24 protein-coding genes are annotated in these 23,623 nt (G+C 67.9%); 16 read left to right on the top strand and 8 right to left on the bottom strand.

All coding sequences use genetic code 11. The features are described 5' to 3' along the window. Positions 1-3: 3 nt before the first annotated feature. The 4 genes from QYL93_RS09670 to QYL93_RS09655 all read left to right on the top strand — a co-directional run bounded on the left by QYL93_RS09670 (position 4) and on the right by QYL93_RS09655 (position 2,760). Positions 4-705: a pirin family protein gene (locus QYL93_RS09670; protein ID WP_305743451.1), complete on the top strand. Its 702-nt coding sequence runs from the start codon at positions 4-6 to the stop codon at positions 703-705. 52 nt (positions 706-757) lie between these two features. Beyond that, on the top strand, positions 758-1,171 hold the full coding sequence (locus QYL93_RS09665) for a DoxX family protein (protein ID WP_305743450.1): 414 nt from the start codon (positions 758-760) through the stop codon (positions 1,169-1,171). Between the two features lie 51 nt (positions 1,172-1,222). Next, complete coding sequence (locus QYL93_RS09660; protein WP_305743449.1) at positions 1,223-1,777, top strand: flavodoxin family protein; 555 nt, start codon at positions 1,223-1,225, stop codon at positions 1,775-1,777. Positions 1,778-1,860: 83 nt separating this feature from the next. Beyond that, a complete protein-coding gene (locus QYL93_RS09655) occupies positions 1,861-2,760 on the top strand; it encodes a pirin family protein (RefSeq protein ID WP_305743448.1) in 900 nt (299 codons plus the stop codon). A gap of 274 nt (positions 2,761-3,034) precedes the next feature. Here the strand turns inward: QYL93_RS09655 and QYL93_RS09650 are convergent, their stop codons facing one another. From QYL93_RS09650 to QYL93_RS09635, 4 genes are all read right to left on the bottom strand, one after another. Then, positions 3,035-3,781, bottom strand: a complete 747-nt coding sequence (locus QYL93_RS09650) for a sulfurtransferase (protein WP_305743447.1) — start codon at positions 3,779-3,781, stop codon at positions 3,035-3,037. Positions 3,782-3,923: 142 nt separating this feature from the next. Next, positions 3,924-4,778: a MinD/ParA family protein gene (locus tag QYL93_RS09645; RefSeq protein ID WP_305743446.1), complete on the bottom strand. Its 855-nt coding sequence runs from the start codon at positions 4,776-4,778 to the stop codon at positions 3,924-3,926. 10 nt (positions 4,779-4,788) lie between these two features. Beyond that, positions 4,789-5,556, bottom strand: coding sequence for a GGDEF domain-containing protein (locus tag QYL93_RS09640; protein ID WP_057203757.1), 768 nt, complete (start codon positions 5,554-5,556; stop codon positions 4,789-4,791). An 83-nt stretch (positions 5,557-5,639) separates the two neighbouring features. Next, complete coding sequence (locus QYL93_RS09635; RefSeq protein WP_305743445.1) at positions 5,640-7,337, bottom strand: SulP family inorganic anion transporter; 1,698 nt, start codon at positions 7,335-7,337, stop codon at positions 5,640-5,642. A 129-nt stretch (positions 7,338-7,466) separates the two neighbouring features. Between QYL93_RS09635 and QYL93_RS09630 the strand changes: the two genes are divergently transcribed. The 4 genes from QYL93_RS09630 to QYL93_RS09615 all read left to right on the top strand — a co-directional run bounded on the left by QYL93_RS09630 (position 7,467) and on the right by QYL93_RS09615 (position 10,617). Further along, positions 7,467-7,925, top strand: coding sequence for a BON domain-containing protein (locus tag QYL93_RS09630; protein ID WP_305743444.1), 459 nt, complete (start codon positions 7,467-7,469; stop codon positions 7,923-7,925). 281 nt (positions 7,926-8,206) lie between these two features. Further along, positions 8,207-9,433 (top strand): PLP-dependent transferase, encoded by a 1,227-nt coding sequence (locus QYL93_RS09625; RefSeq protein ID WP_305743443.1) that lies wholly within the window; start codon positions 8,207-8,209, stop codon positions 9,431-9,433. Positions 9,434-9,524: 91 nt separating this feature from the next. Next, a complete protein-coding gene (locus QYL93_RS09620; protein WP_305743442.1) occupies positions 9,525-10,373 on the top strand; it encodes a DUF2189 domain-containing protein in 849 nt (282 codons plus the stop codon). Positions 10,374-10,431: 58 nt separating this feature from the next. Continuing rightward, the gene (locus tag QYL93_RS09615) at positions 10,432-10,617 is read left to right on the top strand and encodes a hypothetical protein (protein ID WP_305743441.1); all 186 of its coding nucleotides are present in this window, start codon (positions 10,432-10,434) and stop codon (positions 10,615-10,617) included. Between the two features lie 69 nt (positions 10,618-10,686). Here the strand turns inward: QYL93_RS09615 and QYL93_RS09610 are convergent, their stop codons facing one another. Continuing rightward, complete coding sequence (locus QYL93_RS09610) at positions 10,687-11,361, bottom strand: arylesterase (RefSeq protein ID WP_305743440.1); 675 nt, start codon at positions 11,359-11,361, stop codon at positions 10,687-10,689. A 15-nt stretch (positions 11,362-11,376) separates the two neighbouring features. On the opposite strand from QYL93_RS09610, the gene QYL93_RS09605 reads away from it, so the two are divergent. The 4 genes from QYL93_RS09605 to QYL93_RS09590 all read left to right on the top strand — a co-directional run bounded on the left by QYL93_RS09605 (position 11,377) and on the right by QYL93_RS09590 (position 14,945). After that, a complete protein-coding gene (locus QYL93_RS09605; protein ID WP_007859298.1) occupies positions 11,377-12,072 on the top strand; it encodes an ABC transporter ATP-binding protein in 696 nt (231 codons plus the stop codon). Between the two features lie 73 nt (positions 12,073-12,145). Continuing rightward, positions 12,146-12,892 (top strand): 23S rRNA (guanosine(2251)-2'-O)-methyltransferase RlmB, encoded by a 747-nt coding sequence (rlmB, locus tag QYL93_RS09600; protein WP_305743439.1) that lies wholly within the window; start codon positions 12,146-12,148, stop codon positions 12,890-12,892. 8 nt (positions 12,893-12,900) lie between these two features. After that, entirely contained in the window at positions 12,901-13,638 is a 738-nt protein-coding gene (locus tag QYL93_RS09595) for an NAD-dependent deacylase (RefSeq protein ID WP_305743438.1), read from the top strand. 140 nt (positions 13,639-13,778) lie between these two features. Then, entirely contained in the window at positions 13,779-14,945 is a 1,167-nt protein-coding gene (locus QYL93_RS09590; protein WP_305743437.1) for an ABC transporter substrate-binding protein, read from the top strand. A gap of 26 nt (positions 14,946-14,971) precedes the next feature. Here the strand turns inward: QYL93_RS09590 and QYL93_RS09585 are convergent, their stop codons facing one another. Beyond that, entirely contained in the window at positions 14,972-15,574 is a 603-nt protein-coding gene (locus QYL93_RS09585) for a hypothetical protein (RefSeq protein WP_305743436.1), read from the bottom strand. Positions 15,575-15,722: 148 nt separating this feature from the next. Here QYL93_RS09585 and QYL93_RS09580 point away from each other — a divergent pair, with 148 nt between their 5' ends. From QYL93_RS09580 to QYL93_RS09565, 4 genes are all read left to right on the top strand, one after another. Next, positions 15,723-17,561 (top strand): PAS domain-containing sensor histidine kinase, encoded by a 1,839-nt coding sequence (locus tag QYL93_RS09580; protein WP_305743435.1) that lies wholly within the window; start codon positions 15,723-15,725, stop codon positions 17,559-17,561. Positions 17,562-17,563: 2 nt separating this feature from the next. After that, entirely contained in the window at positions 17,564-17,959 is a 396-nt protein-coding gene (locus QYL93_RS09575; RefSeq protein WP_305743434.1) for a response regulator, read from the top strand. 25 nt (positions 17,960-17,984) lie between these two features. After that, positions 17,985-21,638, top strand: a complete 3,654-nt coding sequence (locus QYL93_RS09570) for an EAL domain-containing protein (RefSeq protein ID WP_305743433.1) — start codon at positions 17,985-17,987, stop codon at positions 21,636-21,638. A gap of 73 nt (positions 21,639-21,711) precedes the next feature. After that, positions 21,712-22,251, top strand: a complete 540-nt coding sequence (locus QYL93_RS09565; RefSeq protein WP_305743432.1) for a TIGR02281 family clan AA aspartic protease — start codon at positions 21,712-21,714, stop codon at positions 22,249-22,251. A gap of 41 nt (positions 22,252-22,292) precedes the next feature. Here the strand turns inward: QYL93_RS09565 and mmsB are convergent, their stop codons facing one another. Next, entirely contained in the window at positions 22,293-23,180 is an 888-nt protein-coding gene (gene mmsB, locus QYL93_RS09560; protein WP_305743431.1) for a 3-hydroxyisobutyrate dehydrogenase, read from the bottom strand. A 40-nt stretch (positions 23,181-23,220) separates the two neighbouring features. After that, the gene (locus QYL93_RS09555; RefSeq protein ID WP_305743430.1) at positions 23,221-23,613 is read right to left on the bottom strand and encodes a DUF488 domain-containing protein; all 393 of its coding nucleotides are present in this window, start codon (positions 23,611-23,613) and stop codon (positions 23,221-23,223) included. Positions 23,614-23,623: the final 10 nt, after the last annotated feature.

Below are 23,623 nucleotides of genomic sequence, written 5' to 3'. Positions count from 1 at the left end.
ACCATGTTGACTGTTCGCAAATCCCAAGACCGCGGCTACGCCGACCATGGCTGGCTGTATTCGTACCACAGCTTTTCGTTCGCCGGCTACCACGATCCCGAGCACATGGGTTTTGGCAACCTGCGCGTGATCAACGAAGACCGCATCGCCGCGGGCATGGGCTTTGGCACCCATGGCCACCGTGACATGGAGATCATCAGCTACGTGCTGTCAGGCGAGTTGGCCCACAAGGACAGCATGGGCAACATCAAGGGCATTCCGCCCGGCGACGTGCAGCGCATGAGCGCGGGCACGGGCGTGCAGCACAGCGAGTTCAACCATGCACAGGGTCAGACCACGCATTTCCTGCAGATCTGGCTGCTGCCCGACGTGCAGGGCATTGCACCCGGCTATGAGCAAAAGGCCTTTACCGATGCCGAAAAGCGCGGCACGCTGCGCCGGGTGGCCTCGCCCGATGGGGCCGAAGGCTCCGTGACCGTGCACGCCGACGCCACGATCTACGCGGGCCTGTTCGACGGCGGTGAGTCGGCCACCTTGGCGCTCGACCCGGCCCGCAAGACCTATGTGCACCTGGTGCGCGGCGCGCTGCAGGTCAACGGGCAGGCGCTGTCGGCCGGTGATGCCGCGCTGATCGAGAAGGAAACGGCCCTGGCGCTGGCCGAAGGCCGCGATGCCGAAGTGCTGGTGTTCGATCTGGCCCCCTGACCCGTTTTTTGTTCGCCCCCTGTTCTTTACCTGTTACCTCAAGGAGTCCACCATGTTCAATTCCCTGCAAAACCCCCTGGCCCTGGCCTCGCGCCTGCTGCTGGCCGCCCTGTTCCTGCCTGCCGGCATCGGCAAGCTCACCGGCTTTGCCGGCACCGTGGGCTACATCACCTCCGTGGGCCTGCCCATGCCCACCGTGGCGGCCGGCCTGGCTGCTGCCGTAGAAGTGCTGGGTGGCCTGGCGCTGGTCTTCGGCTTCGGTACCCGGTTCGCGGCCTTGGCCCTGGCGTTCTTCACGCTGGTGGCCAGCTTCTTCTTCCATGCTTACTGGGCCCTGCCGGCCGACAAGCAGATGATGCAGCAGCTGATGTTCTTCAAGAACGTGGGCGTGACAGGTGGCCTGCTGGCCCTGGCGGCCTTCGGCGCCGGTGGCTGGAGCGTGGACGCACGCCGTTCTTCCAACTGACATCGCCATCCTGCGGCATGATGGCGTCTTAACCTTGCAAGGAACCGCCGCATGCTGCAGATCGCTGTCGTCTACCACTCGGGCTACGGCCACACCCAGCGCATGGCCCAGGCCGTGGCCGATGGCGCGGGTGCGCAGCTGATCGCCATCGATGCGGACGGCAGCCTGCCCGAAGGCGGCTGGGAAGCCCTGGCCGCCGCCAGCGCCATCATCTTCGGCTCACCGACCTACATGGCCGGGCCCAGCTGGCAATTCAAGCGCTTTGCCGACGCATCGTCCAAGCCCTGGTTCAGCCAGGCCTGGAAGAACAAGCTGTTCGCCGGCTTCACCAACAGCGCCGCCACCAATGGCGACAAGCAGATCACGCTCGACTACCTGTTCCACCTGGCCATGCAGCATGGCGGCCTGTGGGTGGGGGCGGGCGTGCTGCCATCGAACTCCAAGGCCGCCACGCGCAACGACGTGAACTGGCTGGGCGCTTACAGTGGTGCCATGGCGCAATCCCCGTCCGACGCTTCGGCCGGCGAGATGGCGCCGGGCGACCTGGACACCGCGCGCGTGCTGGGACAGCGTGTGGCCGAGCTGGCTGCGCGCTTTCAAGACTGACGATCCATCGCTGCCATCCCCACAGGAGCCCCCATGACCCGACACCTCCATCACCTTCCCGTCCAGCGCTCTGGAGCATCGTCATGAGCGGCGTGCTGCGGCTGTCCGGCCATGCCAAGGACCTGGGCGGCGGCTTCACCGTGCGCCGTCTGCTGCCTGCTGTGCAGTGCCGCTCGGTCGGGCCGTTCATCTTCTTCGACCATTTCGGCCCGGTGTCGGTGGTGCCCGGCGCGGCGCACGATGTGCGGCCCCATCCGCACATCGGCCTGGCCACGGTGACCTACCTGTTCTCCGGCGCCATCATGCACCGCGACAACCTGGGCTATGTGCAGCAGATCGAGCCCGGCGCCATCAACTGGATGACGGCCGGCAACGGCATCGTGCACTCCGAGCGCCGGCCCGAGAGCCTGGCCGAGACGACCTATGTGAACCACGGCATCCAGCTGTGGGCGGCGCTGCCGGTGGCGGCCGAGGAGGTCGATGCCTCCTTCGTGCACACGCCGGCCGCTGCCATTCCCGAGGCGCAGGTGGGTGATGCGGTGGTGCGCGTGCTGATCGGCACGGCCTTTGGCCAGACCTCGCCCGTGGCCACCTATGCGCCCACGCTGTACCTCGACGTGCAGCTGCCTGCGGGCGGCGTGCTGGAGCTACCGGCGGCCCTGGCGCAGGAAATGGCCCTCTACCCCGTGGATGCCGAGCTGCTGCTCGATGGCGAGCCCTTGCCCGACCACACCCTGGCGGTACTGCCCGCAGGTGCTGCGGCGGCCCCCGTGCGGCTGCAGGCCGGCGACAGCGCTGTGCGCCTGATGGTCATCGGTGGCGACGCGCTCGACGGGCCGCGCCACATGTGGTGGAACTTCGTCTCCAGCCGCAAGGAGCGCATCGTGCAGGCCGCCGGGGACTGGGAAGCAGGGCGCATGAAGGTGGTGCCAGGCGAGATGGAATTCATCCCGCTGCCGGAGCACCGTTTCCGCGCGGACTGAGCAAGGGTCCACTGAAACCGAGAAATCGGCGGTGCGTGAGGGCCTGGCAGGGCCGCAATCTAGGCGGCGGGCGCAGCCGGGTTGTGCACCCGGCGAGCACGGCAACGACGAGTGCGGCCCTGCCAGGCCCTCACCCTGCGTGCCGGGGTGGCAGCGGGCGCATCGCGGAGTTGCAGGCTTTGCCAAGGTGGCCAGCCTTGGCAAAGCCCGCGCCTTGCGCTGCATCCCGCTGCCACCCCGGCGCACTGCCGATTTCTCGGTTTCAGTGGACCAGTCAGGCCCCTTCCGGCTTGTCGGTGGACAGGTCGGCGGCCAGCACCCGGCGCTCGTCGAAGACGAAGCAGCCGCCATGGTAGTGGGCGCCATCGGTTTCCTCGAAATACTTGAGGATCCCGCCTTCGAGCTGGTAGACATGCGGCAGGCCTTCCTCGCGCATGAGGATGGCGGCCTTCTCGCAGCGGATGCCGCCCGTGCAAAAGCTCACCACCGTCTTGTCGGCGAGTTCCTCCTTGTGGGCACGCAGGGCGGGGGGGAACTCGGTGAACTTGTCGATGCGCCAGTCGATGGCGTTGTCGAACGTGCCGTGGTCCACCTCGAAGGCATTGCGGGTGTCGAGCGTCACCACCTCGCGGCCTTCGTCGTCGTGGCCTTGCGCCAGCCAGCGGTGCAGCGTGGCCGGCGTCACCGCCGGGGCGCGGCCTGTGGAGGGCTGGATGGTGGGGTGGTCCATGCGGATGATCTCGCGCTTGACCTTGACCAGCATCTTGCGAAAGGGCACCGTGTCCGACCAGCTCTCCTTGGGGGCCAGGTCGGCAAAGCGCGCGTCGGTGCGCAGTGCATCCACGAAGCCGCGCACCGCTGCGGCCGGGCCCGCCAGGAAGAAGTTGATGCCTTCTTCGGCCAGCAAGATGGTGCCCTTGAGCTGCGCCGCAGTGGCGCGTTCGTGCAGCAGGTCGCGCAGCGCATGCGCGTCGGGCAGCGGCACGAATTGGTAGCAGGAGATATTGAGGACGTCGTTCACGGCGATGGCCTGTTTACACGGGTTCGGGGAAGGGAGTGTTCGCCGGGGGGGGCGACTCTCCGGGCGGGCGTGGTCACGGCCCCGATTGCGATTGTCGCGCGGCTGCCGGCCTGTAGCCTGGCGGGTTGCCCGCCAGGCTCCCTCAGGGAGCCGGTACCAGCAGCGTGGTCTCGATCTTGTTGGCCAGCTGGGCGATGGCCAGTGACGCGGGGCAGCCCGGCGTATTGAGCAGCAGCAGCTGGCGGCGCATCACGGCGTCGCGCACCGACGGGTCGGCCGGGATGTCGCCCATGTGGATCAGGCGCACGGCCCGGCCCGACTCGGTGCTGACGAAGCGGTCCAGCACCTGCTGCAGTTGGCTGGTGATGGCCCGGCCGTCGCCCGGGCGCGCGGCCTGGTTGATCACCATGCGCACATGCTGGCGCTTTTGCTGCATGGCCAGCACCTTGATGGCGGCGTAGGCGTCGGTCAGCGAGGTGGGCTCGGGCGTTGCCACGATCAGCACCTCGGAGGCCAGCGAAATGGAGAACAGCACCACGTCCGAGATGCCGGCGCCGGTGTCCAGCAGGATCACGTCGTAATTGGGCGCCAGTGCCTGGATCACGTTCAGGAACTGGTTGCGCACCTCGGGCGTGAGGCGCGAATACTCCACCATGCCCGAGCCGGCCAGCAGCACCGAGAAGCCGCCGGGCGCCTGGATCACGGCGTCTTCGAGCAGCGCCTTGCCGGTGAACACGTCGTGCAGGGTGATCTTGGGGTGCAGGTTGAGCACCACGTCCAGGTTCGCCAGGCCCAGGTCGGCATCGAGCACCAGCACGCGCTGGCCGCGCCGCGTGAGCGCCGCCGCGAGGTTGGCCGAGACGAAGGTCTTGCCAACGCCGCCCTTGCCGCTGGTGACGGCAATGATGCGCGCACCGGTGGCCGCAGCGCCAGGTGGGCGGCCGGGCGAGGGTGGGGCGTCGGAGGATGTGGGTGGGGGGGACAGCGCGTCGCTCATCTTCTAACTTTCAGTTGGCGCTGCCTGTTGGGTCCAGCGGGGGCAGATCGCCCCAGCCCGAGGGGGTGTACAAGGGGCCGAACAACAGGCTCTTTTCTTCGGCACTGACGGTGCTGTCGGGCTGCTCTTCGATGCTCACCCGGTTGCGGCCCGACGATTTGGCCTGGTAGAGCTGGTGGTCGGCCCGATCGGTCCACAGCAGAGTGGTCGAGCGGATCCATTGCAGGGCGAAGGCCCCGCCAACGCTCACCGTGACATTCAGTTCCACGGAAGGCGAGATTCTGACAGGTGTGTTGGCCACTGCACGGCGGATGCGTTCTGCCACCACCTTGCCAAAGGCGGCCTGGCAGGCAGGCAGCACCACGGCGAACTCCTCGCCGCCGTAGCGCGCCAGGGTGTCCATGGGGCGTACGCAGGCGCTCAGGGTGCGCGCCACCGACTGCAGCACCACGTCACCGGCCAGGTGGCCATGGGTGTCGTTGACCGCCTTGAAGTGGTCGATGTCCAGCATCAGCAGCAGGGCAGCCTCGCCCGAGCGTGTCACGCGGTCGATCTCGCGCTCGAGCACGGCGCGAAAATGCCGACGGTTGGCCAGCCCGGTGAGGGGGTCCTTGAGGGAGAGCTCGCACAGACCGTCGATCAGGCCCTGGAGATAGCGCGACGGTGCTTCGCGTTGCAGGGAGGCTTCGCTGCCTGCCGCCTGCGCCACGAGGGCGTGTGCAATGTCCAGACGCAGATCGCGCAGGTCTACGAGATGAGAGGCCGCAGAGTCAGACACAAATGGATAAGGCAGAGTTCGTTGAGTGTAGCAGCGGGACGGCCTGAAATGCAGCTTCTGGGCGGGCCGTGGGGTGATACGGCTCAGGTGGCTGCACCTTCGGGGGCGGCAGGAGGTATCTGTTGCAGCGCCTGCAGGGCCTCGGCGTCGGTGCGGTACATCTGCAGCCCCGGGCCGGGTTCGAGCAAGCCGGCGCGGCGCAGCACCTGGTCCACCGGCAGTTTCATGCCGCTCACGTGCAGTATGCCGCCACGCGCCTGCATCAATGCGCGCAGCGCGGCAAAGGTCTCCACACCGGTGATGTCGATGCGGTTGATGGGCTGGGCCATGAGGCACAGGTGGACGATGGCGGGGTCGGCGGCCAGGTGGTCGGTCACATGCCGCTCCAGCGCGCTGGCCGAGCCGAAATCGAGCTCCGCATCCATGCGCAGTGCCAGCAAATGAGGGGCCAGGGGCGGCAGGTGCCACAGGTGGCGGTCGCGCAGGCTGCCATCGGGGTGCAGGCCGACCTCGATGATGCGCGGGTGCAGACGCTGGTACAGAAAGTGGCTCAGGTTCATCACCAGACCCACCAGCACACCCCAGTACATGCGCGGCGCGGTGGCCAGCGTCAGCGCAAAGGTCACGCCGGCCATCACGGCCTCGACACGCGAGATGCGCCACAGCCGCAGCAGGGTGGCGGGCTTGATGAGGCTGGTTACCGCCGTCACCACCACCGCCGCCAGCACCGACTGCGGCACGTGGTAGAGCGCCGGCGTGAGCCACAGCAGCACCACCAGCACCAGGGCGATGGCGAACACCGTGGCCCAGCCGGTGCGGGCACCGGCATACAGATTGATGGCCGAGCGCGAGAACGAGGCGCTGGTGGCAAAGCTGCCGCACAGCCCGCTGCTGATCTTGGCCAGGCCCTGGCCGATCAGGTCCTGGTTCTCGTTCCAGCGCTCGCCCGAGCGCTGGCTCTCCACCTTGGCGCTGGAGGCGGTTTCGAGAAAGCTCACCAGCGTCACCACCAGCACCGGCATCACCAGGGCGGAAAACTGCGACCAGGACAGCAGGCCCGGCCAGTACAGGGACGGCAGCCCCTCGGGCAGCGTGCCGACCACCGAACCGCCACTGTCGGCATAGCCCAGCGCCCAGCTCAGCGCCCCGGCAGCACCCACGACCACGATGGCGGCCGGAAAGTTCGGGCGCCAGCGCCGGGCAAGCACCAGCAGCGCCAGGCTGCCCAGGCCGAAGGCGGCAGCGATCAGGTCGAAATGGCCCAGCGACGGGGTGGACCACAGGGCCCCGAGGTCCGAGCGCAGGCCGGTGAAGGCGCGCAGCTGCGAAGCCAGGATCAGCAGCGCCGCTGCCTGGGTGAAGCCGCTGAGCACCGGGGAGGTCACCAGGTTGAGCAGCCAGCCAAAGCGGGCCACTCCCATCACCAACTGCAGCAGGCCCGAGAGCAGGGCCATCCAGGCCGCCAGGGCCACCCATTGCGCGCTGCCCGGCTCGGCCAGCCCGGTCAGGGAGGCGCCGATCAGCAGGCTGGTGAGCGCCGTGGGCCCCACACCCAGCCGGGTGGAGGAGCTGAACAGCACGGCCACCAGGGCCGGGATCAGCGAGGCATAGATGCCGGTCACCAGCGGCATGCCGGCCAGGGCCGCGTAGGCCACGCCCTGGGGCACCAGCATCAGCCCCACGGTCATGCCGGCAGAAAACTCGCCCTTCAGGAGGTGGCGATCGGGGCGGGGCCAGGCAAGAAACGGAAACCAGCGGGACAGGGAAGACAAGGAAGGCATGGCCCCGATTGTCGCGCGCCTGAGCGAGGCTGCCTTGCGTCCTACAGCCACTTCGGAGCTCTCTGACTCCCGGCGCGGGCCAGGGTGCCTAAAGTACCAACCATGTTCCCAAACGCAAGGAGTTATTCCATGAACACCGCAACAACCGCTCAGCGCCCCCTTCACCGCATCGCCAGCGTGCTGGCCGTCAGCGCCCTGGCGCTGGGTCTGGCTGCTTGCAGCAAGACTGAAGACGCCACCGTGGGCCAGCGCCTGGACTCGGCCGTTGACCGCACCGAACAGGCCGCCACCGAAGCCCGCGTCAAGGCCGAAAGCGCCATGCAAAGTGCCGGCAACAAGATGGAGCAAGGCTCGCAGACCGCGATGGAAAAGGTCGATGACGCGACCATCACCGCCCAGGTGTCCGCTGGCCTGGCCAAGGACCCTGACCTGAGCGCCATCAAGATCAATGTGGACACCGTCAATGGTTCCGTGACGCTGAACGGCCCCGCCACCACGCCTGCCGCCAAGGAGCGCGCACAGACGATTGCCAGCGCCGTCAAGGGCGTGACCTCGGTCAACAACCAGTTGACCGTGACACCGAGCTAAGGCACAGCCTTATCTGACGGCTTGCACCGGGCCCCGGGACTGTAAAGATACCGGACCCCACGCGCACCGGGCAGGGATGGACTTGCGACCCGCCAGTCGGGCAGCGAGCAGGCTGCCTCCTTCATCTTCATTGCGAGGACTGGCATTCGAAGACCGCCCATGCAAGTGATGCGTGCAATGCAAGCCATCGGCCATGCCTTTGCCTGGCCCCGAACAGGGGCCGTGGCAAAGGAGCCGCGCCGCACAAGGTGACCCTTGTGCGGCGCGCTACCATTGGCTGCATGCAAGACCATGCCACCGACATCGCCTCCCGCCTCGTCCACCACGACTACCTTCCGCCTGCGGGCTTTCAGGCTCCCCAGACTGCCGTCTACAAGGCCTCGACCGTGATCTTCCCCAACGTGGCCGCCATGCGCAGCCGCGAGTGGAAGGACAAGAGCGGCTACACCTACGGCCTGCACGGCACCCCCACCACCTTCATCCTCGAAGAGCGCCTGTGCGCCCTGGAGGGCGGCCTGCAGTGCCTGCTGGTCCCCAGCGGCCTGGCGGCGATTGCCAACGTGGCGCTGGCGCTGCTCAAGCCCGGCGATGAACTGCTGATTCCCGACAATGTCTATGGCCCGAGCAAGGACCTGATCCACGGCGAGTTGCGCCGCTTCGGCATCACGCATGCGGTCTACGACCCGCTCGATCCGTCCGATCTGGCCGCGCGCATCACGCCTGCCACCCGCCTGGTGTGGCTTGAAGCGGCCGGCTCGGTCACCATGGAATTCCCCGATCTGTGTGAGCAGGTGCGCATCTGCCGCGCGCGCGGCATCACGACGGCGCTGGACAACACCTGGGGTGCGGGCCTGGCGTTCGCGCCCTTCGACCTGCTGGGAGACGGCAGCCTGGGCGTGGACATCTCGGCCCATGCCCTCACCAAATACCCCAGCGGAGGCGGTGACGTGCTCATGGGTAGCATCGTCACGCGCGACGAGGCGCTGCACATGCAGCTCAAGCTCACCCACATGCGCCTGGGCCTGGGCGTGGGGGGCAACGATGCCGAGGCGGTGCTGCGCTCGCTGCCCAGCATCGGCCTGCGCTACCGCGCGCACGACGAGGCGGCGCGCTCCCTGGCGGCGTGGTTGCAGCAGCAGCCGGCCATCGCCCAGGTGCTGCACCCGGCATTGGCCGGTGCGCCGGGCCATGACCACTGGAAAGCGCTGTGCGGCGCGGCCTATGGCGGCGCGGGCGCGGCGGCCGGCCTGTTCAGCGTGGTGGTCGATGCGCGCTTCGGTCAGCACCAGGTCGACGCCTTCTGCGACGGCCTGCGCCTGTTCAAGCTGGGCTACAGCTGGGGTGGGCCCATGAGCCTGGTGGTGCCCTATGAGCTGGCGCGCATGCGCGGCCGGCCCACGGCGCACCTCCAACCCGGGACGCTGGTGCGGTTTTCCATCGGACTGGAGGCTGTGGACGATTTGCGCCAGGATCTGCAGCAGGCCCTCGAACGGGCGTTGTCGGCCTGAGCCCGCGCGCCTCGCGTCTTGATCCGCATCAAGGTGGGGGTGGTGGTTTCCGCACTGGCGGGTTGGGCTGGACAGGCTTAGCGTGGAGCCCATGACAAACACGCCCATCAAGCCTGCGCCCGAGGCTGCAGCCTCCTCGCCCTCCCTTGCCCCGGACGCGCACGCAGCCCAGCCTGTGCAGGTGCAGGTGCAGCGACTGGGCTTTGCGGATCCGTTTCGCTGGCTGGCCAAGGGCCTTCAGGACCTGCGTGCCGCCCCGGGCATTGCCGTGTTCTACGGGACGGCCTTCTGGGGCATGGCGCTCGTACTGGGTTGGGTATTTCGCACCCGGCCGGAATACGCCATGTCCCTGGCCAGTGGCTGCCTGCTGATCGGCCCGTTCCTGGCCATGGGCCTGTACGACACCAGCCGCCGCCGCGAGGCAGGGCTTGCCCCCGAGCTCAGCGAGTCGCTTACCTGCTGGGATAGTCACATCGGCAGCATGGGCATGCTGGTCCTTGTGCTGGTGGTGCTGGAGCTGCTGTGGGGCCGGGCCTCGCTCGTGGTGTTCGCCGTGTTCTTCCACACCGGCATGCCCTCTACCACCGGTGTGCTGCAGGCCATCTTCCACCCGCAGAACTGGAGCTTCGTGGTGGTGTACACGGCGGTAGGTGGCGTGTTTGCCGCACTGGTGTTCTCCACCACGGTCGTCTCCATCCCCATGGTGCTGGATCGCGGCACCGATGCGCTGACGGCTGGCATCACCAGCCTGCGCGTGGTGGCGGACAACACGGCGGTGATGCTGCTCTGGGGCGCACTCATCGCCGCCCTGGTGACCGCCTCGCTCTGGTTCTGGGGTGCGCCGTTGCTCCTGGCAGGGCCCTGGTTGGGCCATGCCAGCTGGCATGCCTACAGGGCCTCGGTTTCTCCCTCTCCAGCGGCTGCCGCAGCAGGCCCTTGAATGGCCCGCAAGGGGGCCATGCTGTTACAGTGGGCCTCTACTTCAGGAAGCAAACACCTTGGCAACACCCAACTACGGATACGAAAAGCGCCAGCGCGAGCTCGCAAAAAAGCAAAAAAAAGAAGAGAAGCTGCGTTCCAAAACCCAGCGCAGGCCGGATGACCCACAGGGTGACCAGCCTGCCGGTGGCAATGGCGATGGCGCACCGGGCGGCAACCAGCCCACGGGCGCACAGGGCGGCTGAGCCTTCGATCGCCGTGTCCGGCACCCTGCCGCGCCGCAAAGGCTGCAGGCAGGCCCGCAGACACGGCGCTCAGCGCAGCAGCTTTTTCAGCTCTGGCCACACGTTGGCCAGCATCTGCGGGTGCGCCTCTGCACGCGGGTGAATGCGGTCCGCCTGGAACAGGCGGGTAGGGTCCGGGCCATCGGCCACGCCCTTGAGGAAAAACGGCACCACGGCCACTTTTTTGGCCTGGGCCACGGTGGTGAACAGGCCGGCAAACCGGTTCGCGTAGTCGGTGCCATAGTTCGGCGGCACCTGCATCCCCACCAGCAAGACCTTGGCCCCGGCCTTGAGCGCCGCATCGGTCATGGCCGTCAGATTCTCTTGGGTGTTCTTGAGCGGCAGACCGCGCAGCGCGTCATTGCCGCCGAGCTCGATCACCACCACGGCGGGCTTGTGCTGGGTCAGCAGGGCGGCCAGGCGCGAGCGCCCGCCCGAGGTGGTCTCGCCGCTCACGCTGGCATTGACCACGCGGCGCTCGATCTTTTCCTCCTGCAACCGCTTTTCCAGGAGGGCCACCCAGCCGGCGCCGCGTGCCAGGCCGTACTCGGCGCTCAGCGAATCGCCCAGCACCAGAATGGCCGGCGCGCCTGGCGCGGAAGATGCAGGCGCCTGGGCCCAGGCAGCAGGGGCACAAACCCCTGCCAAACCCAGGATGCCCGCCGAGAGGATAAAGTGGCGCCGATACTGCAGATGTCGAATCAAAGCAAAGAACCTTTCATGTCCGAATCTTCCCCATCGCCCGTGACCCCCATTATTGCCGTCGAGCATGTCTTCAAGTCGGTCACGGATTCGACCGGTACGCTGGACATTCTGCGGGATATCGATTTCCGCCTGGCGCCAAGGGAAACTGCGGCCATCGTGGGGGCTTCGGGCTCTGGCAAGAGCACGCTCCTGTCCATCATCGCCGGGCTCGATACGCCCACGCGCGGCACGGTGCGCCTGGACGGCCATGACCTCTTCGCCATCGACGAGGACGAGCGTGCCGCGCTGCGCGCGCAGAAGGTGGGCTTCGTGTTCCAGAGTTTCCAGCTCATGGGCAACCTCACCGCGCTGGAGAACGTGATGCTGCCGCTGGAGCTGGCCAACCGGCGCGACGCGCGCAAGGCCGCCGCCGACATGCTGGCCCGCGTGGGCCTGGGGCAGCGCCTGTCGCACTACCCCAAGGTGCTCTCGGGTGGCGAGCAGCAGCGCGTGGCGCTGGCGCGCGCCTTCGTGGTGCACCCGGCCGTGCTGCTGGCCGACGAGCCCACGGGCAGCCTGGACTTTGCGACGGGCGAAACCATCATGCAGCTCATGTTCGAGCTCAACCGCGAACAGGGCACCACGCTGGTGTTGGTCACGCATGACCGCGGCATTGCCGCGCGCTGCGAGCGGCGCATCACCATCGATGCAGGCCAAGTGGCCGAGAACTGATTCTTGGGGCTGAGAAAAGGCCTGCCCGGCGCTATTAAAAAGATAGTTCCTCCGCGCAGCCGATAATCGGAGCATGTCTTCCCCCAAAGTTCTTTTCGGCTTCCACGCCGTGGGCGTGCGTCTGAAGACCGCGCCCAAATCCGTCATCGAGATCTACTACGAGGTCACGCGGCGCGATGCGCGCATGCGCCAGTTCCTCGACCGGGCCCGCGAGGCCGGTGCCCGCCTGATCGAAGCCGACAGCGAGCGCATCGCCAAGCTGGCCGGCAGCCATGGCCACCAGGGCGTGGCGGCGCGGGTGGAACCCGTGGCCCAGATCACTTCGCTCGACGAGCTGCTGGAGAACCTCGAAGCCGCCGGCATCGAGAACCCGCTGCTGCTGGTGCTCGACGGCGTGACCGACCCGCACAACCTGGGCGCCTGCCTGCGCGTGGCCGATGGTGCCGGCGCCCATGCCGTCATCGCCCCCAAGGACCATGCCGTGGGCATCAACGCCACGGTGGCCAAGGTGGCCAGCGGAGCGGCCGAGACCATGCCGTATTTCATGGTCACCAACCTGGCGCGCACGCTGGGTGAGCTCAAGGAGCGCAACATCTGGTGCATCGGCACGAGCGACGATGCGCCCAAGACCGTCTACCAGGTGGACCTCAAGGGCCCCGTGGCCCTGGTGCTGGGCGCCGAAGGCGACGGCATGCGCCAGCTCACGCGCAAGACCTGCGACGAACTGGTCAGCATCCCCATGAAGGGCGCGGTGGAGAGCCTCAACGTGTCCGTTGCCAGCGGCGTCTGCCTTTACGAGGCCCTGCGCCAAAGGACCTGACAATAGCCATGCAGGAGGATCGCCTGGACACCGTGCGCACCTGGGTGCAGGAGGCCCGGCACATCGCCGTGCTCACCGGCGCGGGCGTGAGCGCCGAGTCGGGCGTGCCCACCTTCCGCGATGCGCAGACGGGCTACTGGGCCCAGTTCCGCGCCGAGGACATGGCCACCGAGGAGGGCTTTCGCTCCCACCCGGAGCGGGTCTGGAACTGGTACCAGCACCGGCGCCAGCTGATGGAGGGTGTGAAGCCCAACGCCGGGCACCTGGCGCTGGCGGCCTTCCAGGCGGCCCACCCGGGGCGGCTCACGCTGATCACCCAGAACGTGGATGGCCTGCACCAGCGCGCGGGCAGCACCGGCGTGCTGTGCCTGCATGGCGACCTGTTCGCCAACCGCTGGCTCGACACGCCGCGCAACTGCTGCCACATCGACGATGCGGTTGCCGGCAGCCCGCCGCATTGCGACCGCTGTGGCAACCGGCTGCGCCCCGGTGTGGTCTGGTTTGGCGAAATGCTGCCGCTGGCCGTGTTCGAGGCCGCTGAGCGGGCAGCGCAGGATTGCGACCTGATGCTGGTCGCCGGCACAGCGGGGGCTGTGTACCCGGCTGCGGGCCTGGCGCGCCAGGCGCGTGCGGCCGGTGCCCGTGTGGTCGTGGTCAACCCGGCCCCCAGCGAACTCGACGATGCCGCCGATGCCGTGCTGCGCGGTACGTCGGCAACCCTGCTGCCGCAGTTGCTGCAAGCCTGATCGGGCCACGCCGGGTCCGGGGGGGCATGCCCCAAAGTTGTGCGCTTTGTGCGACAGACTGTCGCAGACCGGACAAGTTGTCACTGGCCCTGCCTGTAGCCTGCGCCACCTTTGCACAATTCTCCGGGCACCTTCACACCATGAGCCGTCGTCACTTTCTCCTGCGCGCCACCCAGATGGCTGCGGCCACCAGCCTGCCTGTGTGGGCTTCCACAGCGAGCGCTGCCGAAGAGCCGATGTCGGCCAGGCACATCAACCTGGGCTGCTCCATTGCCCTGACCGGGCCTCTGGGCCAGGCCGGCATCGAGCAGGTGGCGGGCATGAAGGCCGCGTTTGCCGAGCTGAACCAGGCCGGCGGCGTGCACGGCCGGGAGATCCGCATGGACGCCAGGGACGATGCCTACGTCGCCAGCCGCACCCTGCAGAACGTGACGCAGATGCTGGAGGCGCAGTCCATCTTCGCGCTGATCTCGCCCCTGGGCACGGCCAACACGGCCGCCATCCTGCCGCTGATCGAAGGTAAGGGCATCCCCACCGTGGGCCCCATCACGGGCGCGCCCTCGCTGCGTTCGGCCGAGCAGCGCAACGTGTTCTTCGTGCGCCCGAGCTACCGCGACGAAACCCAGCGCCTGGTCAAGCAGGTGGTGGAGATGGGCCTCAAGCGCATTGCCGTGGTCTACCTGGACAACCCCTTCGGCAAGGAAGTGCTCAAGGACATGTCGCGCGCACTCGACGAGATCAAGGTCGAGCGCGCCGGTGAATTCGCCCTGGCGGTGGATGGCAAGAACGGTGCCGAGCTGGCCGAGAAGGTGGCCGCCGAGCGCCCGGGCGCCGTGCTGCTGGCCACCACCGGCACGGCCAACACCGCCTTCGTGCTGCCGTTCCGTGCCAAGGCGGCCGGCGTCCCGCTGGCCGGCATCTCGGTCACGGTGATCTCGTCGGAGCTGCCCAAGCTGGCGGCCGCCACGCGCGGCATGGCCCTGGTGCAGGTGTTCCCGGACGCGAATTCGCAAAAGTCGGTGGTGGTGCGCAAGTTCCAGAGCACCATGAAGGCCACAGGGGCCAATACCGCCTTTATCAACAGCGGCAGCTCCCTGGAAGGCTGGGTCAATGCCCAGATCATGATCGAAGGCCTGAAGAACGCGGGCAAGGATCTGACCCGCGACAAGCTGCGCAATGGCCTCGCGGGCATCCGCTCGCTCTCGTTCGGCGACTTCAATGTCGGCTTTGGCAGCAAGGCACCCTACGTGGGCTCCGACTCGATCTACCTGGCCATCTACGCCGAGAACGCGCGCCGACTGAGCTGAGCCAAGACCTTTCCCCTGCTGCACCCTCACAGGTACCACCGCCACGCCTGCAGCATGCCTTGCGCGGTGTCTTCACTGCCCGTGAAGGCCGCGAGCGCGCGGGCCACCTGCGCGCGGCTGCTGGCCTTGAGCTCATAGGTGTCGTCGAACGCATCGTCGCCCAGGGCCGCCAGGGCGTTGGCCACCGTGGCGATGGCGCCCAGCGCGGTGGGCAGGTTATCGGCAAACCGGCTCGGGTCGTTGTAGTGCCCCCGGCCGGCCAGGTCGAACCAGACGCTGCCGTCGTTGCGGTCCAGAATGAACGGGTTGGCGCCTTCCTGCGCGATCACCAGCCAGTGTGCAGGCCAGCCCGTGATCGGGTTGTCGGGGTTGCGTGACCAGGCATAACCGTCCTGCCGGGCCCAGAGCTTGTGCAATGGCGGCACATCCACCGGATTGCCCCCCGCGTTGATGGTGAGGCCCACCGGGCCGACCGACCCATGCCAGGTCTCGCCCCAGGGACCCACCTCGCGGTAGAAGGCCTCCACGATGGCGGGCAGAGGGAAGGGCCCTTGCCAGTCGCTGGCGGGCTGGGGCTGCAGGCGGCCCCAGGGGGCGAGCAGCGGGCGTATGCGGTCGAATGGTGCCATGGGTCACTCCGAATGTACGCCGGTGAAGCCGCTCCGGTCGGGGAATATTTGGCTTGGAGTTTGCCTGCCCCATGCCTAAGATGCTTCAAAAGGGGCGGGAGCCGGGTGGGCGCAAGCGATGGCGAGGCCCCTTCACGAAAAGGGCTGTATGGCATCTGATTTCTCCGGGGCCTACTGGGAGCACAACCCTGACGCGCTGCTGGTCATCGCGCCAGACGGTGCTGTCCTGCACTGGAACCCGGCAGCGGAAGCCACCTTCGGCTACACCGAGGCCGAGGCCCGCGGCCGCAGCCTCGCGCAACTGATCGTGCCGCCGGACCAGGTGCACGATGAAGAGTCGATCTGCGCCGAGGCCCTGCAGTCCGGGGTGGCCGTGCACGAGTCGGTGCGCCGGCGCAAGGACGGCTCGCTGGTCCATGTGAACGTGTCCACCCGGGCCGTCTTTGGCGAGGGCGGCCAACTGGCGTACTTCCTGTCGAGCATGAAGGATGTCACCCAGCTCAAGGTGCTGCGCGATGCCAAGCTGGTCGAAGCGCGCTTTCGCGACCTGCTCGAATCCACGCCCGATGCCATCGTGATGGTCAACGCCACCGGGCGCATCGTGCTCGTGAACTCGCAGGCCGAGCGCGTATTCGGCTATCCCCGGGCCCAGTTGCTGGGGCAGGCGGTCGAGGTGCTGTTGCCCCAGCGCTACCGCAGCGCCCACCTGGGGCACCGCAGCGGCTATTTCGTTCAGCCACGCACGCGCACCATGGGGGCGGGCCTGGAGCTCAATGGCGTGCGCAGTGATGGCAGCGAGTTTCCGGTGGAAATCAGCCTGAGTCCGCTGGAAACGGAAGAGGGCACGATGGTGATGAGCGCGATCCGCGACATCACGGCGCGCAAGAAGGCCGACCAGAAGTTCCGCGACCTGCTCGAATCGGCGCCCGATGCCATGGTGATCGTGAACCGGGATGGGCACATCGTGCTGGTCAACTCCCAGGCCGTCAAATTGTTCGGCTGGGCGCGCGAGGAACTGCTGGGCCAGCCGATCGAGCTGCTGGTGCCCACGCGCCACCGCGGCCAGCACCCGCAGCACCGGGGCGGTTTCTTCACCGAGCCGCGCACCCGCTCCATGGGCGCGGGTCTGGACCTGTACGGCTTGCGCAAGAATGGCTCCGAATTTCCGGTCGAGATCAGCTTGAGCCCGCTGGAGACCGAGGAGGGGCTGTTCGTCTCCAGCGCCATCCGCGACGTGACCGAGCGCAAGCGCTTCGAGCAGGCGCTGCGCGACAAGAACCTGGAGCTGGAGAACGCCGCGCTGGTCAAGGACCGCTTCTTGGCCAGCATGTCGCACGAGCTGCGCACGCCGCTCAATGCCGTCATCGGTTTCACCGGCACCCTGCTCATGCGCCTGCCGGGGCCCCTCAACACCGAGCAGGAAAAGCAGCTGCGCATCGTGCAGACGGGCGCGCGCCACCTGCTGTCGCTGATCAATGACCTGCTGGACGTGGCCAAGCTGCGCGATGGCAAGCACGCGTTGCAGTGGGAGATGGTGGATTGCCGCGCGGTGGTGGAGGAGGTGGCTGCGACCCTGGGCCCTGATGCGCAGCGCAAGGGCCTGGCCTTCGTGGTGAGCATGCCCGAGCAGGCAGTCCTTGTCCGCACCGACCGGCGCGCCCTCGCCCAGGTGGCCATCAACCTGGTGGGCAATGCCATCAAGTTCACGGGCGAGGGGCGCGTGCTGGTGCAGCTCGATGCGCCGGACCCGGCGAGCCCGCGGCTGAGCCTGCGCGTGCAGGACACCGGCCCCGGCATCCCTCTGGCGGACCAGTCGCGGCTGTTCGAGCCGTTCTCCCGGGTGGAGGGTGCCGAGCGGAACCAGGAGGGCTCGGGCCTGGGCCTGCACCTGAGCCGCAAGCTCGCCCAGGCGCTGGGCGGCGACATCACGCTGCACAGCCGGCCCGGCGAGGGCAGTACGTTCACCCTCGAACTTCCAGGTACATAGCCATGGTCGCCTGCATCCTGGTCATAGAAGACGACGAAGCCAGCCGCATGCTGCTGGTGTACCTGCTGGAGGCCGATGGCTACCGCGTGCACAGCGCGTCCAACGGTCGCGAGGGCGTGCGCGCCGCGCTGGAGCATTGGCCCGATCTCATCCTGTCGGACCTGCAGATGCCGGTCATGGATGGCTACGAGGTGGCCCGGCTGCTGCATGCGGACCCCGGCTGGCGCCGGGCTCCGCTGGTCGCCGTGACGGCTTTTTCCATGCCCGGAGACCGGGAGAAGGCGCTGGAGGTGGGCTTCCAGGACCACATCTCCAAGCCCATCGACCCGGAGCGCTTCGTGCGCCAGGTCGAGGCCTATCTCTCGCCGGCATCGCGGGCGGTACGCCCGCCGCGATGATCAACAAGCAAGGAGGGCGGCAGCCATGGCAAAGATCCTCGTCGTGGACGACCAGGCCCCCAACCGGGCCCTGATCGTCACGCTCGTGCGGCATGGCGGCCATGAGGCCCTGGAGGCCGTGGACGGTGCGCAGGCGTTGGCCCTGGCGCGCGCCGAGCGGCCGGCGCTGGTGATCTCGGACATCCTTATGCCGACCATGGATGGCTACGAGTTCGTGCGCCAGCTGCGAGCCGACGCTGCGCTGGCGGGCACGCGCGTCATCTTCTACAGCGCCCACTACCAGGGCGAGGAGGCGCGCAGCCTGGCACTGGCGGGAGGCGTCTCGGAGGTGCTGGTCAAGCCCTGCGAGCCGCAGGACATCCTGCGCGCCATCGAACGCACGCTGGCGCAGGCGGAACGCGGCCCCGAGGGCGCGCCCCGGGTAGTGGAGCCGGCCTTCCGATCCCAGCACCTGCGCCTGGTGACCGACAAGCTGCGGGGCAACGTGGTGGAGCTGGAGGCCACCAACCGCCGGCTGGCGGCGCTCACCGAGCTCAATCTGCAGCTGGCGTCCGAGCGTGACCCGGCCATGCTGCTCAACAAGGTCTGCACCGGGGCGCGCGAACTCATCGGCGCCCAGTACGCCGTGCTGTGCGCCGTGCGCAAGCCGGGCGATGCGTCGTTGGTGTGCACCAGTGGCATCGACCCGGTGCTGGCACGGTCGCTGCCTGCGCCCGATGCCTCGTCAGGCCTGCTGGGGCGGCTGCAGACGGAGCGCCGCTCGCAGCGGCTGCTCAACCCCGGCGGCGACCCCACCATGGCGGGCCTGCCGCCGGGCTACCCGCCGCTGTACTGCGCCCTGGAGGCGCCGGTCACCTCGCTGGCCTCGTCCTACGGCTGGATCTGCCTGGCCAACAAGGAGGGGGCCGACCACTTCAGTGCCGAGGACGAGCGCATCCTGTCCATCCTGGCGGCCCAGGTGGGGCGCATCTATGAAAACGGCAGCCTCTACCTGGAGGTGCAGCGCCATGCAGAGCAGCTGCACATCGAGGTGATCGAGCGGCGCCGGGCGCTGGAGGAACTGCGTGCCAGCGAGGCCGGGCTGCACCGGGCCCAGTTGCTGGCCAAGATCACGCACATCATCAGCGGACCGGGCGGCCAGTTCGAGAGCTGGCCCGCCACGCTGGCGCAGATGCTGCGGCGCGATCCGAACACCATGCCGGCATCTGCTCGGGAATGGATCGGCATGGTGTATGCCGACGACCGTGCTCTGGTGCGCAGCATGGCCTTGCAGGCGGTGCGCGAAGGCCTGCGCATGGACTTCACCTACCGCCTGTGGCGCGCCGATGGGGCGCTCTTGCACCTGCGCCAGGTGATGGACCCGCTGCCGGGCGAAGGCGGCGCTGGCGAAGGCCTTCGCTGGTTCAACACCATCCAGGATGTCACGGCGCAAAAGCGGGCCGAAGAAGCACTGCGCGAGAGCGACCGGCGCTTCAACGAACTGCTCGACAAGGTCGAGATGGCCTCGCTGATGCTGGACCGCAACGGCTGCATCACCTACTGCAACGACTGCCTGCTGCGCCTGACGGGCTGGGAGCGCGGCGAGATCTTCGGGCGCAACTGGTTCGAGCTGTTCCTGCCGCCGGGCATGGACGGCATGCAGCGGGGGTTCGAGGACATGCTGGCCGACCGGCCGGCCGTCTGGCATTTCGAGCAGGAAATCCTTACGCGGTCCGGCGGGCGCCGGCTGGTGTACTGGAACAACACGGTGCTGCGCTCCGTCGATGGCGAGGCCATGGGCATCGCCTGCCTGGGCGAGGACATCACCGAGCGGCGCGAGGCCGAGCACAAGATCAAGCGCCTCAACCGGGTCTATGCGGTGCTCAGTGGCATCAGCACGCTGCTGGTGCGCATGCGCAGCCGCCAGGAGCTGTTTGCCCAGTCCTGCGACATCGCGGTACGGCACGGGCAGTTCCGCATGGCCTGGATCGGCCGGGTCGACCGGGCGGCGCAGCAAGTGATTCCCATGGCCATCGCCGGCACCGACCCAGACTTCTTCGACGACCTTGCCGGCCGCCTGTCGTATGCGGACGAGCCCTCGGGCATCTACAGCCTGACGGCCACGGTGGTGCGCGAAAAGCGCGCCGTGGTTTGCGACCGGGTCGAGGGCGATCCCCGCGTGCTGCTGCCGGCCAGGCTGCTGGCCCGCTCGGTGGCCTCCCTGGCAGTGCTGCCCTTGTTGGTGGCACACGAGGTGGTGGGCGTGATGGCGCTGTTTTCCGACGAGGCCAGCTTCTTCGATGCCACCGAGATGAAGCTCCTGGGTGAGCTGGCCGGCGACATCAGCTTTGCGCTCGACCACCTCGAGAAATCCGATCGCCTGAACTACCTGGCCTACTACGACGACATCACCACCTTGCCCAACCGCACGCTGTTTCTGGACCGCGTGAACCAGCACATGCGCGCGCGCGAGGGCCACCGGCCGCAGGGTGCTCCCTTCCTGGGGGTGGCGCTGATCGACGTGAACCGCTTTCGCATCGTCAACGACACGCTGGGGCGCTCGCTGGGCGACGAGCTGCTCAAGCTGGTGGCGCAGCGCCTGCAGTTGCATGCCAGTGCGATGGACATGCTGGCGCGCATTGGCGTCAACAGCTTCGGCGTGGCCGTGTGCGAGGCGCGCGATGCGAGCGCGGTGGCCATGGCCGTGGACCACCTGATGCGCGCCTGCTTCGATGAGCCCTTCCAACTGGGCACGCAGGAGCTGCGCATCACCGCCAAGGCGGGCGTTTCCCTGTTCCCCATGGATGGTGGTGATGCCGAGGCGCTGCTGCGCAATGCCGAGGCCGCGCTCAAGAAGGCCAAGGCCTCGGCCGATGCTCTGATGTTCTACACCTCGGAGATGAACCTGCGCGTGGCCGAGGCGCTGAGTCTGGAGAACCACCTGCGCGAAGCGCTCGAGCGCGGCGAGTTCGTGCTGCACTACCAGCCCAAGCTCCACCTGGCCAGCGGCGAGGTGACCGGTGCCGAGGCCCTGATCCGCTGGAACGACCCGCGGCGCGGCCTGGTGCCGCCGGGGCAGTTCATCCCCATCCTCGAAGAGACCGGCCTGATCTACGACGTGGGCCGCTGGGCCCTGGGCCAGGCGCTGGCCGACAACCTGCGCTGGCGCGCCGCAGGCCTGGCGCCGATACGGGTGGCGGTGAACGTCTCCTTCCTGCAACTGCGCCACCGGGGCTTCATCGAGCAGGTGCGCTCGGCCGTGGCGCACGGCCCACAGGCCGCTGCCGGGCTGGAGCTGGAGATCACCGAGAGCATGGTGATGGACGACGTGCAGCACAGCACCCAGAGCCTGCATGCCATCCGCGAGATGGGCATCACCGTGGCCATGGACGACTTCGGCACCGGGTTTTCCTCGCTGAGCTACCTGGCCCGGCTGCCGCTCGACACGCTCAAGATCGACCGCTCGTTCATCCTGCACATCGCCGCCGGCCCCCAGGGCAGCGCGCTGGTGTCCACCATCATCAACCTGGGCCATTCGCTGGGGCTCAAGGTCGTGGCCGAGGGGGTGGAGACCGAGGAGCAGTCGCGCCTGCTGGCACTGCTGGGCTGCGACGAGATCCAGGGCTTTCTCTACAGCCGGCCCGTGCCGGCCGATGTGTTCGAGCAGCAGTTCCTGCGCGGCCTGCAGCCCACCAACTGATGAGGGCATTGCCGCCCGGCGGCGGTCCGCACCTGCCCTATGATTTGGGGCTCTGCATTTGAATGCCAGGCCCATGGGCGAAGAACACGACTACCAGCGACCATCCCCAGCGGACGACCAGACGCGCCGCGCACTGCGCACCAACACCCTGGCCATCCTGGCCTTCTGGCTGGTGGTCATGGGGCTTCTGTACTTCGGCATGAAGCAGTTCATGGCGCCGCGCGGCGCCACGGTCACCTCCACCGGCTCGCTGGTGATACCGCGCCACAACGATGGCCATTTCCGCGTGGCGGGCACCGTCAACGGGGTGCCGGTGAACTTCATGGTGGACACGGGCGCGAGCCTGATCGCAGTGACCGATGCGGTGGCCAAGAAGGCAGGCCTCACGGGCGGTGTGCCTACCACCTTCCGCACGGCCAATGGCAACCGCGAGGGGAGGGTGACCCCATCGCAGTCGGTGACGGTGCGCAACCTGGAGGTCGCTGGCCTGCGCGTGGGCACGGGCTATACCGGCGAGAGCGAGGACGATGCGCTGCTGGGCCAGAACTTCCTGCGCCAGTTCGACGTGGAGATCAAGCGCGACAGCATGGTGCTCAACCCGCGCGGGGGCTGAGCTGCACCGGACAAGGCTGGCCGGCGCAGTCCGTCAGGACATCAGCCCTTTTTCTGCACCGACTTGATGATGCTCGAGAAGTCCAGCGCGCCATGGCCCGCCAGGCTGTGCGCCGCATACAGGTTGCGCGCCAGGCCACCCAGGGGCGTGGCAGCCTTCACGGCGGCGGCGTTCTCCTGTGCCAGGCCCAGGTCCTTGAGCATCAGGTCGGTGCCGAAGCCGCCGGCGTAGCCCTTGCTGGCGGGTGCGGTCTCCATCACGCCGGGCATGGGGTTGTACTTTTCCAGCGCCCAGTTGCCGCCCGAGCTGCGGCGCATGATCTCCGACAGCACTTTGGGGTCCAGGCCATTGGCGACACCCAGGGCAATCGCTTCGCTGGTGCCTGCCATCAGGATGCCCAGCAGCATGTTGTTGCAGATCTTGGCCGTCTGGCCCGCACCCACGCCACCGGCGTGGAAGATATTGGCGCCCATCTTCTCGAGCACGGGGCGAGCACGCTCCAGGTCGGCCTCGTCGCCGCCGACCATGAAGGTCAGCGTGCCGGCAATGGCGCCGCCCGTGCCGCCCGATACCGGCGCGTCGATGAAGGCCACGCCCTTGGCCTTGGCGGCCTCGGCCACCTTGCGCGAGGTCGCGGCGGCGATGGTGGAGCAGTCGATCACCAGTGTGCCGGCCGGCAGCTGGGCCAGCAGCGCGCCCTGGCCCAGGAACAGGCTGTCCACATGCTGACTGGCGGGCAGCATGCTGATGACGACTTCGGCGCTCTGCACGGCGGCTGAGGCATCGGCTGCGATGGCCACGCCATCGGCGGCCAGCTTGTCGCGCGCGGGCTGCGAAAGGTCGAAGGCCCGGACTTCGTGGCCTGCCTTGTGCAGGTTGACGGCCATGGGGCCACCCATGTTGCCCAGACCGATGAATGCGATTTTCATGTTCGTATCTCCTTGGTGTCGTTGTGATGTGGAAAGGGGGTCAATCCGTGGCGATGTCCGCGCCCCGGCTGGCAAGTTCCTCACGCAGCACGGAGCGGTGGCAGCGCGCCTCGCTCTCGCAGTAGCAGCCGACCGACATGGCGCCGTGGTGCGACAGGGTGGCCAGCAGGTCCAGCGTTCGGCTGGCCTCGGGCTGGGCGAGCTCCTTGCGGAAGTGTTTGACGAAGGCTTGCCACTCCTGGTCGCTCTGCGCCTGCTGCCCCTGGGCCATGAGTTCGGCGCTCGGTGAGAGCAGCGGGTACCACACGTCGTACCAGTTCTGGCTGCCGAACTCGGCCTTGGGCACGCCGCGTGGCGGCCGGCGCACGGTGCCGATGCGGGTGCCTTCACTGGGGGCGCGCGGCGTGCCGAGGCGAACGATGCGAAGTGGCATGGTGGTGGCT

Source organism: Acidovorax sp. A1169, assembly GCF_030704685.1.
In the GTDB taxonomy this organism is placed as follows: Bacteria; Pseudomonadota; Gammaproteobacteria; order Burkholderiales; family Burkholderiaceae_C; genus Acidovorax.
Note: the sequence above shows the minus strand (reverse complement) of the source record. Positions and strands in the feature narration are given on the sequence as shown.

What these genes read in the sequence shown, in the direction of transcription:
- QYL93_RS09660 (WP_305743449.1), top strand. Translation starts at nt 1,223, where the DNA reads ATGCTGCAGATCGCTGTCGTCTACCACTCGGGCTACGGCCACACCCAG.
- mmsB (WP_305743431.1), bottom strand. Translation starts at nt 23,180, where the DNA reads ATGAAAATCGCATTCATCGGTCTGGGCAACATGGGTGGCCCCATGGCC.
- QYL93_RS09630 (WP_305743444.1), top strand. Translation starts at nt 7,467, where the DNA reads ATGAACACCGCAACAACCGCTCAGCGCCCCCTTCACCGCATCGCCAGC.
- QYL93_RS09565 (WP_305743432.1), top strand. Translation starts at nt 21,712, where the DNA reads ATGGGCGAAGAACACGACTACCAGCGACCATCCCCAGCGGACGACCAG.
- QYL93_RS09605 (WP_007859298.1), top strand. Translation starts at nt 11,377, where the DNA reads ATGTCCGAATCTTCCCCATCGCCCGTGACCCCCATTATTGCCGTCGAG.
- QYL93_RS09665 (WP_305743450.1), top strand. Translation starts at nt 758, where the DNA reads ATGTTCAATTCCCTGCAAAACCCCCTGGCCCTGGCCTCGCGCCTGCTG.
- rlmB (WP_305743439.1), top strand. Translation starts at nt 12,146, where the DNA reads ATGTCTTCCCCCAAAGTTCTTTTCGGCTTCCACGCCGTGGGCGTGCGT.
- QYL93_RS09575 (WP_305743434.1), top strand. Translation starts at nt 17,564, where the DNA reads ATGGTCGCCTGCATCCTGGTCATAGAAGACGACGAAGCCAGCCGCATG.
- QYL93_RS09655 (WP_305743448.1), top strand. Translation starts at nt 1,861, where the DNA reads ATGAGCGGCGTGCTGCGGCTGTCCGGCCATGCCAAGGACCTGGGCGGC.
- QYL93_RS09570 (WP_305743433.1), top strand. Translation starts at nt 17,985, where the DNA reads ATGGCAAAGATCCTCGTCGTGGACGACCAGGCCCCCAACCGGGCCCTG.
- QYL93_RS09635 (WP_305743445.1), bottom strand. Translation starts at nt 7,337, where the DNA reads ATGCCTTCCTTGTCTTCCCTGTCCCGCTGGTTTCCGTTTCTTGCCTGG.
- QYL93_RS09595 (WP_305743438.1), top strand. Translation starts at nt 12,901, where the DNA reads ATGCAGGAGGATCGCCTGGACACCGTGCGCACCTGGGTGCAGGAGGCC.
- QYL93_RS09645 (WP_305743446.1), bottom strand. Translation starts at nt 4,778, where the DNA reads ATGAGCGACGCGCTGTCCCCCCCACCCACATCCTCCGACGCCCCACCC.
- QYL93_RS09555 (WP_305743430.1), bottom strand. Translation starts at nt 23,613, where the DNA reads ATGCCACTTCGCATCGTTCGCCTCGGCACGCCGCGCGCCCCCAGTGAA.
- QYL93_RS09590 (WP_305743437.1), top strand. Translation starts at nt 13,779, where the DNA reads ATGAGCCGTCGTCACTTTCTCCTGCGCGCCACCCAGATGGCTGCGGCC.
- QYL93_RS09670 (WP_305743451.1), top strand. Translation starts at nt 4, where the DNA reads ATGTTGACTGTTCGCAAATCCCAAGACCGCGGCTACGCCGACCATGGC.
- QYL93_RS09580 (WP_305743435.1), top strand. Translation starts at nt 15,723, where the DNA reads ATGGCATCTGATTTCTCCGGGGCCTACTGGGAGCACAACCCTGACGCG.
- QYL93_RS09620 (WP_305743442.1), top strand. Translation starts at nt 9,525, where the DNA reads ATGACAAACACGCCCATCAAGCCTGCGCCCGAGGCTGCAGCCTCCTCG.
- QYL93_RS09585 (WP_305743436.1), bottom strand. Translation starts at nt 15,574, where the DNA reads ATGGCACCATTCGACCGCATACGCCCGCTGCTCGCCCCCTGGGGCCGC.
- QYL93_RS09625 (WP_305743443.1), top strand. Translation starts at nt 8,207, where the DNA reads ATGCAAGACCATGCCACCGACATCGCCTCCCGCCTCGTCCACCACGAC.